The sequence below is a fragment of the Dietzia sp. CW19 genome (genome assembly GCF_014145265.1).
Classification (GTDB): domain Bacteria; phylum Actinomycetota; class Actinomycetes; order Mycobacteriales; family Mycobacteriaceae; genus Dietzia; species Dietzia natronolimnaea.
Map to the genome: position 1 here is coordinate 1 of NZ_JAALEE010000528.1, position 12,641 is coordinate 12,641.

Annotated in this window: 12 protein-coding genes and 2 pseudogenes; 12 read left to right on the forward strand and 2 right to left on the reverse strand. The window is 68.3% G+C overall.

What is annotated here, in order from left to right:
* Window positions 1–226: pseudogene (locus G6021_RS14885) on the reverse strand (acyl-CoA dehydrogenase); the annotation flags it as partial.
* 1 nt (window position 227) lies between these two features.
* Window positions 228–1,484: an acyl-CoA dehydrogenase family protein gene (locus tag G6021_RS14890; RefSeq protein WP_107748787.1), complete on the reverse strand. Its 1,257-nt coding sequence runs from the start codon at window positions 1,482–1,484 to the stop codon at window positions 228–230.
* 108 nt (window positions 1,485–1,592) lie between these two features.
* Between G6021_RS14890 and G6021_RS14895 the strand changes: the two genes are divergently transcribed.
* The 12 genes and pseudogenes from G6021_RS14895 to G6021_RS14950 all read left to right on the forward strand — a co-directional run.
* Entirely contained in the window at window positions 1,593–1,787 is a 195-nt protein-coding gene (locus tag G6021_RS14895) for a ferredoxin (RefSeq protein ID WP_107748788.1), read from the forward strand.
* Window positions 1,784–2,713 (forward strand): 3-oxoacyl-ACP reductase, encoded by a 930-nt coding sequence (locus G6021_RS14900; protein ID WP_182641617.1) that lies wholly within the window; start codon window positions 1,784–1,786, stop codon window positions 2,711–2,713. Before G6021_RS14895 ends, G6021_RS14900 begins: the two co-directional genes overlap by 4 nt.
* 233 nt (window positions 2,714–2,946) lie before the next feature.
* Entirely contained in the window at window positions 2,947–3,711 is a 765-nt protein-coding gene (locus G6021_RS14905) for an ABC transporter permease (RefSeq protein WP_182609475.1), read from the forward strand.
* Between the two features lie 34 nt (window positions 3,712–3,745).
* Entirely contained in the window at window positions 3,746–4,564 is an 819-nt protein-coding gene (locus tag G6021_RS14910) for an ABC transporter permease (RefSeq protein ID WP_187700756.1), read from the forward strand.
* 9 nt (window positions 4,565–4,573) lie between these two features.
* Window positions 4,574–5,812 carry an MCE family protein gene (locus G6021_RS14915; protein ID WP_182617574.1) on the forward strand — a complete coding sequence of 413 codons (1,239 nt, stop codon included), beginning with the start codon at window positions 4,574–4,576 and terminating at the stop codon, window positions 5,810–5,812.
* The gene (locus G6021_RS14920) at window positions 5,809–6,864 is read left to right on the forward strand and encodes an MCE family protein (protein ID WP_182609477.1); all 1,056 of its coding nucleotides are present in this window, start codon (window positions 5,809–5,811) and stop codon (window positions 6,862–6,864) included. Before G6021_RS14915 ends, G6021_RS14920 begins: the two co-directional genes overlap by 4 nt.
* 107 nt (window positions 6,865–6,971) lie before the next feature.
* Entirely contained in the window at window positions 6,972–8,006 is a 1,035-nt protein-coding gene (locus G6021_RS14925; protein WP_241736593.1) for an MCE family protein, read from the forward strand.
* Window positions 8,003–9,268: an MCE family protein gene (locus tag G6021_RS14930; RefSeq protein WP_182639498.1), complete on the forward strand. Its 1,266-nt coding sequence runs from the start codon at window positions 8,003–8,005 to the stop codon at window positions 9,266–9,268. The genes G6021_RS14925 and G6021_RS14930 overlap by 4 nt, the downstream gene beginning before the upstream one ends.
* Window positions 9,268–10,491, forward strand: coding sequence for an MCE family protein (locus tag G6021_RS14935; RefSeq protein ID WP_182641618.1), 1,224 nt, complete (start codon window positions 9,268–9,270; stop codon window positions 10,489–10,491). The genes G6021_RS14930 and G6021_RS14935 overlap by 1 nt, the downstream gene beginning before the upstream one ends.
* On the forward strand, window positions 10,488–11,906 hold the full coding sequence (locus tag G6021_RS14940) for an MlaD family protein (RefSeq protein WP_182641619.1): 1,419 nt from the start codon (window positions 10,488–10,490) through the stop codon (window positions 11,904–11,906). The genes G6021_RS14935 and G6021_RS14940 overlap by 4 nt, the downstream gene beginning before the upstream one ends.
* 3 nt (window positions 11,907–11,909) lie before the next feature.
* Window positions 11,910–12,464 carry a hypothetical protein gene (locus tag G6021_RS14945; RefSeq protein ID WP_304816393.1) on the forward strand — a complete coding sequence of 185 codons (555 nt, stop codon included), beginning with the start codon at window positions 11,910–11,912 and terminating at the stop codon, window positions 12,462–12,464.
* Window positions 12,461–12,641, forward strand: a pseudogene (locus G6021_RS14950) (hypothetical protein); the annotation flags it as partial. The gene G6021_RS14945 and the pseudogene G6021_RS14950, both read left to right, overlap by 4 nt.

The window sequence follows — 12,641 nt, forward strand, 5'->3', positions numbered from 1 at the left end:
CGAGCGACTCCGGGGCGAGGGCGGCGGGCACGCCCGCGCGGACCAGCTCGTCCCAGTAGCGGGAATGGAACCGTGCGGTCGCGCGGTCTGCTCCGCCGTCGGCCTCGGTCCCGGGGCCGAAGCGCGCGTCGAGCTCGCGCAGGGAGTCGTCGGTGACCAGTTGCTCGCCCATGGTGCGGACGAGCGTGGAGAGCTCACGGGTGGTGTCGTCGATGTGGAAATCCATGTCAGCTGTCCTTCCGGGCAGAGGACGGGGTGGGGGCGATCCGCGGCGCCGGTGGCAACCCGAGTCCGGCGGCGGCGATGATGTCGCGCTGGACCTCGTTGGTGCCTCCGCCGAAGGTGAGGATGAGGGCCGAACGATGCAGCTTCTCGATGCGCCCGTGGAGGACGGCGGTGGGGGAATGGGAGCGTTGGAACCCGGCGGAGCCCAGCACCTCCATGAGGAGCCGGTACGCCTCGCACGCGGTCTCGGTGCCGTACACCTTGGTCGCCGACGCGGCGATGCGGGTGGGCGTGGTGGAGTCGGCGGAGACGATCTCCCAGTTGCGCAGCGCCAGGTACTCGGCCATCGCGTGGACGCGGGCCAGGTGGGTGCGCACCCACTCGTTGTCGATCACGTCCCCGCCTCCGGGCAGCCCGACGTCGGCCGCACGCGTGGTGCGCGCCCACTCCAGGACCTGCCGGAGCGAGGCCTGGAGCGGACCGGCGGCCGTGAGGGCGACCCGCTCGTGGTTGAGCTGGTTGGTCATGAGCGGCCACCCGCCGTGTTCGGGCCCGACCAGGTTGGAGGCGGGCACCACCACGTCCTGGTAGTAGGTGGCGCTGGTGTCCGGGCCCGCCATGGTGTGGACGGGAGTCCACGAGAACCCCTCGGCGTCGGTGGGCACCATGATCATCGAGATGCCCTTGTGTCGCTTGGCGTCCGGATCGGTGCGTGCGGCCAGCCAGATCCAGTCCGCGTAGGCCACGAGGGACGTCCACATCTTCTGCCCGTTGATGCGGTACACCTCCCGGCCCGCGTGCTCCCCGGTCCCGGCCTCGCGCACGGCCCGGGTCTTCAGGGAGGCGAGGTCGGTGCCCGATTCCGGCTCGGAGTAGCCGATGCCGAAGTGCAGTTCGCCGCGGCTGATCCGGGGCAGGAAGTAGCTCTTCTGCTCCTCGGACCCGAAGGCCATGATCGTCGGCGCGACCGAGTTGATGGTGAGGAAGGGCACCGGGACCCCGGCGATCGCGGCCTCGTCGGTGAAGATCAACTGCTCCACCATCGGGCGGTTCCGACCGCCGAACTCCTCCGGCCATCCGATCGTCAGCCAGCCGTCGCGGCCCATCTCGGCGACGATCTCACGGTAGGCGTTGCCGTGGCCGTATTCGCCGGTCGTGGAGGTGAAGGCCTCCCGGCGCTCGGGGGTCATCAGGGCGGAGAAGTACTCGCGCAACTCCCCGCGCAGCCGTTGCTGGTCTGTGGTGTAGGTGATGTCCATATGCCCTAAGCTCATCTCGAGTGGAACACGTTCTAGTGTCGTGTCTCACATAGTATCGAATCATGCTCGCGGCCACAGTGGTCGCGGGCCCGGCCAAGGAGGACGGGTATGAGGATTGACGTGGATCCCGACCGCTGCGAGGGGCAGGCCGTGTGTGTCGGGCTCGCCCCGAAGGTCTTCGAGTTGAACGACGACGACGAGGTGGTGCGGGTGATCGTCGACGAGGTCCCCGAGGAACTGCAGAAGCGCGCGCTCAAGGCTGTCGAGAAGTGCCCGATGGCGGCGCTCAAGGTCGCGGAGTGACGCCCGGGCAGGGCCGGAAGGGCCTCGGGGCGGATCTCTCGCTCGACGGCCGGGTGGCGGTCGTCACCGGGTCCGGCTCCGGGCTGGGCGCCGCGGAAGCCGTGGAGTTGGCGCGCTCGGGTGCGGCCGCGGTCGTCATCAACGACATCCGGTCCGGCGAGGCCACGGACGCCGTGATCGCCGACATCGAGGCGGCGGGCGCCAAGGCCGCCCTGGTGGTCGGGGACGTCTCCGAACGGGAGACCGCCGACGCGATGGTGGCCGAGGCCGTGCGACTCGGCGGCCTGCACGTGGTGGTCAACAACGCCGGCATCACCCGGGACAAGATGTTGTTCAACATGGAGGACGACGACTTCGACGCGGTGATCAGGGTGCACCTGCGCGGGCATTTCCTGCTCACCCGCAACGCCGCGGCCCACTGGCGGGGCGAGAGCAAGAAGTCCGACTCCCCGGTGTACGGGCGGCTGATCAACACCTCGTCCGAGGCGGGACTCTTCGGCCCGCCCGGGCAGGCGAACTACGGCGCGGCCAAGGCCGCCATCACCGCGCTCACCCTGTCGGCCTCACGTGTGCTCTCCCGGATCGGCTGTACGGCCAACGCCATCGCTCCCCGGGGACGCACGGGGATGACCGAGGGCGTCTTCGAGGACTGGGACGAGTCGAAGGGGCCCGACCCGCTGTCGCCGGACCGGGTGGCGGACCTGGTGTCGTACCTCGCGTCGCCCGCCGCGGCCGGTGTCAGCGGTCAGCTGTTCGTGGTATACGGCGGCATGGTCGCGTTGGTGGACGCCCCGGTGGTGGAGAAGCGGTTCGACGCCGAGGGCGGTGTGTGGGACCGCCGGGAGTTCGCCGACGCGGTCTCCGGCCACTGGTCAGGGCGGCCCGAGGGCAAGTCCTTCTCCGCCTCGGAGATCATGACCCTCTGACCTGAACCGATGCGGTCCCCGACGCGTTTGCTGAGAGACGTGTCGGGGACCGCTTTCGTTGTGTCGGGGCGTGTTAGATTCCCGACACAGCGCAGGGGCACCGTTCGGGGGTGACCGGTAGGCCTTGCTAATGAGAACGTGTTCTAGCTACTGTGTAATCGGGGTCACACCGAACCGGTCACTTGTTCAGATCGGTGTGGCCGGGGGCCGGCACACGACAGGAGGGGGGCGACATGGCGAGAGTTCTCGACGCGCCGCTCAAGGGAGTCGGCGAGTTCGTCGCCTTGAGTCTCGACACATTCGTCTCTTTCCCGTCGATCGTGCGCCAGGGCCGCGAGTTCGTCGAGCAGTCGTGGTTCATCGCCCGGGTCTCCATGCTGGCCACCGTCCTGGTGGCGATCCCGTTCACCGTCCTGGTGAGCTTCACCCTGAACATCCTGCTGCGGGAGATCGGCGCGGCCGACCTCTCCGGTGCGGGCGCGGCCCTCGGCGCGGTCACCCAGGTCGGTCCCATGGTCACCGTCCTCATCGTCGCCGGCGCCGGCGCCACGGCGATCTGTGCCGACCTTGGCGCCCGGACGATCCGCGAGGAGATCGACGCCATGGAGGTCCTCGGCATCGATCCCGTCAAGCGACTGGTCGTCCCCCGGGTGGCCGCCTCGACCTTCGTCGCACTGCTGCTCAACGGACTCGTGTGCACCATCGGCATCCTCGGCGGGTTCCTCTTCTCGGTACTCCTCCAGGGGGTCAACCCCGGGGCCTTCGTCAACGGCATCACGCTGCTGACCGGGTTCGGAGAGCTCGTGTTGGCCCAGATCAAGGCCGGGATGTTCGGGATGCTCGCCGGCCTGGTGGCCTGCTACAAGGGTCTCTACGTCCGTGGCGGGCCGAAGGACGTCGGTAACGCGGTCAACGAGACCGTCGTCTACGCCTTCATGGCGCTGTTCGTCGTCAACACCGTGCTCACGGCGGTCGGCGTGAAGGTCCTGGGGGCGTGAGGTGACCATCATCGAGACCGCCCGTTTCCCCCGACTGTCACGGGCCCGGAACCTCACCGTCGGTCGCTTCGACGACTTCGGCGCCATCGCACTGTTCTTCTGGCGCGCACTCGTGGCGACGCCGCGGGCACTCACCCAGTACCCCAAGGAGACGCTCCGGCTCATCGCCGAGATCGCCATGGGCGCGGGGGCCCTGGCGATGATCGGCGGCACCGTCGTGATCGTCGGCTTCCTCACCCTCGCCACCGGCGGTGTGATCGCCGTCCAGGGCTTCTCGTCGCTGACCGACGTGGGCGTCGAGGCGCTCACCGGCTTCTTCGCCGCGTTCATCAACGTCCGCATCGCCGCACCGGTGATCGCCGGGATCGGACTGGCCGCCACCATCGGCGCCGGCGCCACGGCCCAGCTCGGGGCGATGCGCGTGTCCGAGGAGATCGACGCCCTGGAGGTCATGGCGATCGACTCGATCACCTACCTGGTCTCCACCCGGATCGTCGCCGGGATGATCGCCGTGGTACCGCTGTACTCGCTGGCCGTCATCGCCTCGTTCCTGGCGAGCCGGTTCGCGACGGTCCAGATCTACGGTCAGTCCGGTGGCGTGTACGACCACTACTTCTCGACGTTCCTCATCCCCACGGACATCCTGTGGTCCTTCGTGCAGGCCATCGCCATGGCCATCACGATCATGCTCATCCACACCTATTACGGCTACAACGCCGCAGGTGGACCGGCCGGTGTCGGCTCGGCCGTGGGCAACGCCGTCCGCACCTCGCTCATCGCCGTGGTGACCGTAACCCTTCTCGTCTCCCTCGCGATCTACGGCGGAGACGGCAACTTCAACCTGTCGGGATAGGAGGCGGTCGTGGCGAGAACCCTGAATCAGAGCGACACGGTGCCCCAGCGCGTCGCGGCGGTGATCCTGACGCTGTTCGTCGTGGTGGTGGTGGCGCTCTCCCTCCTCATGTTCGCGCGCGCCTTCGACAACCGCGTGCCGCTCACCGTCCGCAGCGACCGCGCGGGACTGGTCATGGAGGCCGACGCCAAGGTGCGCTCCCGTGGGGTCGAGATCGGCAACGTCCGGGAGATCCGACAGGAGTTCGACGGTGCGACGATAGACATCGAGGTCGATCCCGCGGCGTTGGAGGCCATCCCGGCCAACTCCCAGGTGAGGATCGGTTCCAACACGATCTTCGGGGCCAAGTCCGTCGACTTCGAACCGCCGGTCGGGGCGCCCGAGGGGCAGCTCGCCAGGGGGGCCGTCGTCGAGACCGCGAACGTCACCGCCGAGGTCAACACGCTCTTCCAGGACCTCACCGACCTGTTGGTCGCCATCGAACCGGAGAAGCTCAACGCCACCCTCGGGGCCGTCTCCGGTGCGGTCGACGACCGTGGCGAGCAGTTGGGGCGGACCATCACCGATCTCAACACCTACCTGCAGGAAGTCAACCCCCAGATCGACACCCTGCAGCGCGACCTGGCCAAGGGGTCCCGGGTGGCCAACCTCTACGCCGACGTCACCCCGGAGATCATGCGACTGCTCGACTCGGGTACGGACGTCGGCACCAATGTCGTCAACAACCAGGAGCGCTTCGAGCAGACGCTCGTCGCCGCGATCGGCACCGGTGAGACAGGCAAGCGACTGATGGCGGAGAACGGCAACGAGTTGGTCAAACTGCTCGCGGACCTGCGCGCGTCGACCAGCCTGCTGGCCGAGTACTCGCCGATCCTCACCTGCCTCATCGTGGGCCTGAACGCGAACGTCGAGGACGCCGAGGCGGCCTTCGGTGGGAAGGATCAGCCGGGGCTGGTGTTCAAGGCCGGGTTCCAGCAGGGTGCGCGGGCGTACGAGTACCCCAAGGACCTGCCCAAGGTCAACGCCAGCACGGGTCCGAACTGCTACGGTCTGCCGTTCCCCGACCCGAACGTGCACGCCCCGTTCGTCGTGACCGACACGGGCTCCAATCCCGTGGAAGGGATGCCCGACGTGTTCACGTCCCGCCCCGCCCCGCTGTTCGGGCCGCTGCGACCGATGGAGCCCGGCAGGCCCGCGCCCCCGACGCTGCTGCAGGTCATGCTGGGCATGGACGGGGCGACCCCGTGACCGCCGGTCGCAAGGCCGCCAAGCAGGCGCGCGCCACCTTCATCAAGCTGTCGGTCTTCACGGCCGTCATGCTGCTCGTCCTCACCGGACTCGTGGTGGTGTTCAGTGACTACCGCTCGGGCGACTTCGAGGACTACACCGCGCACTTCACCGACGTCTCGGGGCTGGAGTCCGGGGACCGGGTGCGCATCGCCGGCGTCGAGGTGGGGCGGGTCCGGTCGATCGGCCTGGCGGACGGCAACACCGCGGACGTCGAGTTCACCGTGGCCGGCAACCAGATCGTCCACCGGAGCACCGAGGCCGTGGTCCGGTACGAGAACCTCACCGGGGACCGCTACCTCGAACTCAAGCGTGGCACCGGCGATCAAGCGCCGCTCGAACCGGGTGGAACGCTGCCGATCTCCCAGACCTCGCCGGCGTTGGACCTGGACGCTCTCCTCGGCGGGTTCCGTCCGCTGTTCAAGGCGCTCGACCCGGGTCAGGTCAACCAGTTGTCCGAGTCCATCGTCAAGGTGTTCCAGGGTGAGGCGGGCACCGTCCAGGACCTGCTGGCCTCCACCTCATCCCTCACCACGGCGCTCGCCGATCGGGACCAGCTCATCGGGGACGTCATCACCAACCTCAACGGCGTCCTCACCACGGTCGGGGACAACTACGACAACGTGGACTCGATCATCGTCAACCTGCAGCAACTAATCTCCGGGTTGTCGGCGAACTCCCAGCCGATCGGTCAGTCCGTCTCCCGACTCAACGACGCGAGTGCCAACATGACCACCCTGCTGTCGGACGTCCGGCCCGCCCTCAAGGAGGACGTGGCGCAGATCGACCGCATCGCGACCCTCTTCAACGACGACGAGGCCTTTGTCGAGAACGCGATCCAGCGGCTCCCGGGCGACTTCGAGAAGATGGGCCGGTTGGGCGTCTACGGCAGCTTCTTCCAGTTCTACCTCTGCGGGGTGATCGTCCGGATGACCAACCCGGTCACGGGCCGGGACGTCTTCCTGCCGCAGTACGAGCAGACGACGGGAAGGTGTTCGTTCCCCGATGAGTGACACGAAGGACGGCGCACCGCTCAAGGCGCCCAAGGGGCAACTCCGGTTCCGCGACCGCGACCCCCGGACGATCGGCATCTGGGGGGGCCCTGGGCGCCGTCGTGCTCATGGGAGTCTCGCTCAACTACGACCGGATCCCGTACGTCAACGGGTTGCGCAATGCGACCGCCTACGTCGCCGACGCCGCCGGGCTCAACACCGGGGACAGCGTCCAGGTGGCGGGGATGAAGGTCGGCTCGGTTCGCAAGATCGCGCTCGACGGCGACAGGGTCAGGGTGGACTTCGCCATCGACACCGGTGTCGCGCTGGGGTCCGACACGTCGGCCCAGATCAAGACCGACTCGATCCTCGGCCGTCGCGCTCTCGCCGTCTACTCGGACGGTCGTGGGGAGCTGGAGGACGCCACCGTCCCGCTCGAACGCACCTCGGTGCCGTACTCGCTGACGGCCGCCCTCGGTGACCTGACCGACACCGTCGAGGCCATGGACACCGACTCGGTGGACGAGGCGCTGACGGTGATCTCGGAGACGATGGAGCAGTCCTCGCCCGAGGTCCGGGGTGCGATAGACGGGATCACCCGGTTGTCCCAGTCCCTGAACAAGCGGGACGAGGGCGTCCGCGAGCTGCTCGACAGAGCCGCCGGGACCACCGACATCCTCGGCCGGCGCAGCGATCAGCTCAACCAGCTCATGGTGGACGGCAACACGTTGTTCACCGAGCTCGATCTGCGGCGCCGGGCGCTCAGCGAGTTGGTCGCCAACATCGACGAGCTCGCCCGCCAGCTCTCCGGTGTCGTCCAGGACAACGAGGCCCAGCTGGGACCGGCGCTGGACAAGCTGGAGAGGGTGTCGGACCTGCTCATCCGCAACCGGGAGTCGATGGACCTGGGGCTGCGACGGATCGTTCCCTTCTCGACCGCGCTCAGCGAGGCCGTCGCCTCCGGACCGTGGTTCAACGCGTACGTGAACAACCTGTCGATCGGTCAGTACCCGCAGACCATCCTGCGCGACGTCATGCCGCTCCTGGACCCCCGCATCCAGCCCGAACCCGGGCTGGTCCGCGAGCCGACCATGCCGGGTGTTCCCGGCCTGACGATCATGGACGAGTTCCCCGGTTGGGGCGAGAATAGGTTGCCCCGATGAGTCGACTACTGTCCTCCACCCTCGCCAAGGTCGTCGCGCTCGTGATCGTGGTGGCGCTCGTGGTCGCCGCGGTGTGGTTCTTCACCTCGCGCTCCAAGACCATCACCGCCTACTTCGAATCGACCCGCGGCGTCTACGTCGACGACACGGTCCGGGTCCTCGGGGTGCGCGTCGGAACCATCACGGACATCACCACGGAGGGCGGGTTGTCCAAGGTCACGATGAAGGTCGACGAGGACGTGCCCGTCCCGGCCGACGCCACCGCGCTGCTCGTGGCCCAGTCGCTCGTCGCCGAACGCTTCGTCCAGCTCACCCCCGCGTTCACGGGCGGGGAGGCGATGGAGGACGGTGGATCGATCCCGGTCGAGCGGACCGCGGTGCCGGTCGAGTGGGACGCCATGAAGGAACAGCTCATGAAGCTCTCCTCGGCCCTCGGGCCGACCGGCGACGAGGAGTCCGGAGCGCTCGGTGAGTTCGTCGAGTCCGCCGACGCGATGCTCGACGGCAACGGTGCGGAGGTGAGGGACGCCCTCAACGAACTCTCGCAGACCATGGCGTTGCTCTCCGACGGCCGCGAGAACCTCTTCACCACCCTCAAGAACCTCCAGCTCTTCGTCACCGCGCTCTCGCGGAGTGAGGAGCAGATCGTCTCCTTCGGCGGCAGGCTCGCCAGCGTCACCCAGGTCCTCGGCGACCAGACCGACGACATCGACGCCGCGCTCAGGGAACTCGACCTGGCGGTGATCGACATCGACCGCTTCCTGGAGAACCACGGGACACGGGTGACGACAGCCGTGGACAAGCTGGGGCAGGCCACCGAGGTGGTCCGCGACCGCCGTGCCGACCTGGAGGGTGTGTTGCACGTGGGTCCCACGGCCATGGCCAACTTCTACAACATCTACCGCCCGTACCAGGGCGTCCTCACCGGCGTCCTGGCCATGAACCAGATGGCCAACCCGACCAACTTCATCTGCGGTGCCATCGCGGGCCTGGCCAACAACACGGCCGAATCCGACGCGCAACTGTGTGCGCAGTACATGGGCCCGCTGTTCAACTCGCTCACCTCCAACTACCCGTACGGCGCGGTCACCCCGCCGATCACGCCGACCGCGGAGAGGGACCAGATCTGGAACTCCCAGAAACCCGGAACCCAGACCGCGCCCGGTGTGCAGCCCGTGTCCGCCCGACCGGATCCGTTGATCAACGTGGTCAACCGCGGCGACAACCTGACGGACACGCTCATCGCGACGGGAGGTGCGTGATGATCCGCGATCGTTCCCGGAACAGACGTCTGCTGGCGGCCGGCGCGCTCGGCGGCGCCGTGCTGCTCGCCGGGACGGGGTGCACCTGGGAGGGGCTCAACTCGCTCCCGCTCCCGGGCGCCCAGGGCAACGGAGAGGGCGCCTACGAGGTGACCATCGAGATGCCCAACGTCACGACCATCACCCGAAACTCGCCGGTCCGCGTCAACGACGTCAACGTCGGCTCGATCACCGACATGAGGGTCGAGGACTACACGGCGATCGTCACGGTCTCGCTCAACGAGGACGTCCGTCTCCCGGCCAACGCGCACGCGAAGATCGGGCAGACCAGCCTCCTCGGGTCGCAGCATCTCGAGATCTTCCCGCCCCCGGACGGCGAGCCCGAGGGTTCGCTCTCCGACGGGGACGTCATCCCGTTGGCCCGCGCCGGTGTGTACCCGACCACCGAGCAGACGCTGTCGGCGCTGTCGGTGGTCCTCACCAACGGCGGACTCGCCCAGTTCGAGACCATCTCCCGCGAGCTCAACACCGCGTTGGACGGACGCCAGTTCGAGGCCAAGGAGGTCATCTCACAGCTGGAGACCACCGTCAGCGGTCTCGACCAGCAGCGGGCCGACATCATCGCGGCCATGGACGGTCTGGACCGGCTCTCGCGGCAGATCAACGAGCAGAACGACACCCTGGCCAAGGCGCTGGGTCAGATGCCGGAGGCGTTGTCACTCGTCAACGCCCAGAAGCAGGAACTCACCACGGCCCTGGTCTCCCTGGGCGACTTCGGCAACAAGGCCAACCAGCTCATCGACGCCGGTGGCGGTAGCAATCTGGTGGCCAACCTGCGGGACATCACCCCGGTCCTCGAGGGGTTGGCGAACAGCGGCCGCAACCTCACCCGCGTCATGCAGATCCTCATCACCTTCCCGTTCCCCCAGGCCGGTATCGACAACTTCCTCCGGGGCGACTACGCGAACCTGTACATCGACGCGGACATGACGAACGAGCGTCTGGCGGAGACCTTCCTGCTCGGAACGGAGTTCGGAAACCGGATGGCCGGGCTCGAGGGGTATGTCGGTCTGGCGCCGAACCCTCTGGCGAGCGCGGACCCGTACTCGCTCGACGTCCCGCAGCCCCCGGCGCCCGACCAGATGGACCAACCGGCCGGGGACCTCGCCGCGCCGGACTCCGCCGGCGACCCCGCGCCCCCGGCCGAGGAGGCCCCCCGATGACCAGGTTCGTCAAGCTCCAGCTGACGGTCTTCGCCGTCGTCACGGTCCTCGCCCTTGCCGTCATGTCGGTCGTGTACCTCAAACTGCCCACCTCGCTCGGGTGGAACCGGACGGACGTCGCCCTCGAGATGTCGGATACCGGTGGTCTCTACCAGAACGCCAACGTCACCTACCTCGGGACGGTCATCGGCCGGGTCGACTCGGTGACCCTCAAGCCCGGGCACGTCGTCGCGGAGATGCACTTCGAGTCGAACGCGGACGTGCCCGCGAACGTGCGGGCGCAGATCCGCAGCGTCTCGGCGATCGGTGAGCAGTACGTGGAGTTCGTGCCCGAGGGGGAGCCGGCCGGTCGACTGGAGGACGGCGCGGTGTTCGGGACGGACCGGGTCGACATGCCCCAGGGCATCGGACCGGTCCTGGACCAGGCGACGGTGTTGATGGCGTCGATCGACGACGCGAAGATGCGCCGCGTGATCTCCGAGGCGTTCGACGCGTTCAACGGGTCGGAGCGGGACCTGCGGCAGTTCCTTGACTCCGCGCAACTGCTGCTGGACGAGGCCCAGGACAATTCCGGGGTCACCCGCCAACTCATCGAGGACGCCGAGCCGGTCCTGGATTCCCAGCTGCGCTCGTCGGACTCGATCCGGGCCTGGACCCGCAACCTCGCCGACGTCACCGATCAGCTCCGGACCAACGAACCGCAGCTCACCTCGCTCGTCCAGCGCGGGCCGGACTCGCTCGGGCGGGCGACCAGGGTCCTCAACGACCTGCAACCGACCATGCCGGTCCTCGTCGCGAACCTGGTGAGCGTCGGCGAGGTCGGGGTGGTCTACAACCGGTCGATCGAGCAGTTGCTCGTGATCTACCCGGCCCTGGTGTCCTCGCTGATCACGGCCATCAACGGGGCGAAGGACGACGGGGAGATCAAGGTGGACTTCAACCTCCAGATCAACGAGACCCCTCCGTGTACGACGGGCTTCCTGCCGGCGGACCAGCGGCGGTCGCCCGCCGACCTCTCCGTCCCGCCGCTGATCAACGGCATCTACTGCAAGGTCCCCCAGGACTCCCAGGTGACCGTCCGCGGAGCACGCAACCTGCCGTGCATGGAGTTCCCGGGCCGCCGCGCGGCCTCGCCCGAGGAGTGCAGGGCGAACAACTACACGCCCGAGGGGCACAACCCGCCCGACACCAGTGAGGTCGGCCCGCCCGGGAACAACCCCAACGCGTACAACGTGGTGCCGTCGTCGACTTCCGGGGAGCGGGAGATCCGCACCTCGGCGGCGATGTACGACCCGGCGACGGGCGAGTATCTCGGGGCGGACGGCAAGACGTATCGTCAGTTGAACCTCGGCACGGCCGCCCGCCTGCCGGCTGACGCCAGCCTCACCGACGTCATGACGAACGGAGTGACCTAGCCAGTGTCATCGCAGCCCTCGAACGATCGGGACCAGCCCGACCGCGCGGGGCGGGGCGGCCTCACGCCGCTGGCCGTCATCGCCGCCCTGTCCCTCCTCGCCGCACTGGTCACGGGAGGACTCTGGCTGTCCGAGCAGGGGAAGGCGGCGTCGGTCCGCGCCGACCGCGCCTCCGCCACCGAGCTCGACCAGGCCTACCGTGACTTCGCCACCGAGGTCCTGACCCACCTGATGACCATCCGCCAGGAGACGCTCTCCGAGGACGTCGACCGGATAGTGGGCATGATCGAGGGTGACTTCTCGGAGCAGTTCGCTCCGCGTCGTGACTCGTACGAGGAGGTCGTCCAGACCACCGAGGTCGTGGCGGACGGCGTGGTCTCCGCGGCCGCGGTCGAGAGGTCCTACCCCGACCACGCGGACGTGATCATGGCGATCGATCAGACGATCGGCAACCCGAGGTCGCAGGAGGACCAGGATCGCCAGTACCGGGTGCGCGTCACGGTCAACCGGCACGACGACGGCGAGATGAAGGTCTCGGGGGTGAACTTCATCCCATGAGCACGGACGACACCACGCCTGACGACGCCACTCCTGACGACACCACGCCCGACGACACCACGCCTGACGACACCACGCCCGACAGCCTCACCCCCGACGGGAGCAGGCCGGACGTCCGCGCCGCCCGTCGCGCACAACGCGAGGCCGAACGGGCCGCGCGGGCGCAACGCAAGGCCG

Excerpts from the sequence above, each read along its gene's own strand:
- G6021_RS14890 (WP_107748787.1), bottom strand. The coding sequence starts at position 1,484 with ATGGACATCACCTACACCACAGACCAGCAACGGCTGCGCGGGGAGTTG.
- G6021_RS14905 (WP_182609475.1), top strand. The coding sequence starts at position 2,947 with ATGGCGAGAGTTCTCGACGCGCCGCTCAAGGGAGTCGGCGAGTTCGTC.
- G6021_RS14940 (WP_182641619.1), top strand. The coding sequence starts at position 10,488 with ATGACCAGGTTCGTCAAGCTCCAGCTGACGGTCTTCGCCGTCGTCACG.
- G6021_RS14925 (WP_241736593.1), top strand. The coding sequence starts at position 6,972 with ATGGGAGTCTCGCTCAACTACGACCGGATCCCGTACGTCAACGGGTTG.
- G6021_RS14930 (WP_182639498.1), top strand. The coding sequence starts at position 8,003 with ATGAGTCGACTACTGTCCTCCACCCTCGCCAAGGTCGTCGCGCTCGTG.
- G6021_RS14895 (WP_107748788.1), top strand. The coding sequence starts at position 1,593 with ATGAGGATTGACGTGGATCCCGACCGCTGCGAGGGGCAGGCCGTGTGT.
- G6021_RS14935 (WP_182641618.1), top strand. The coding sequence starts at position 9,268 with ATGATCCGCGATCGTTCCCGGAACAGACGTCTGCTGGCGGCCGGCGCG.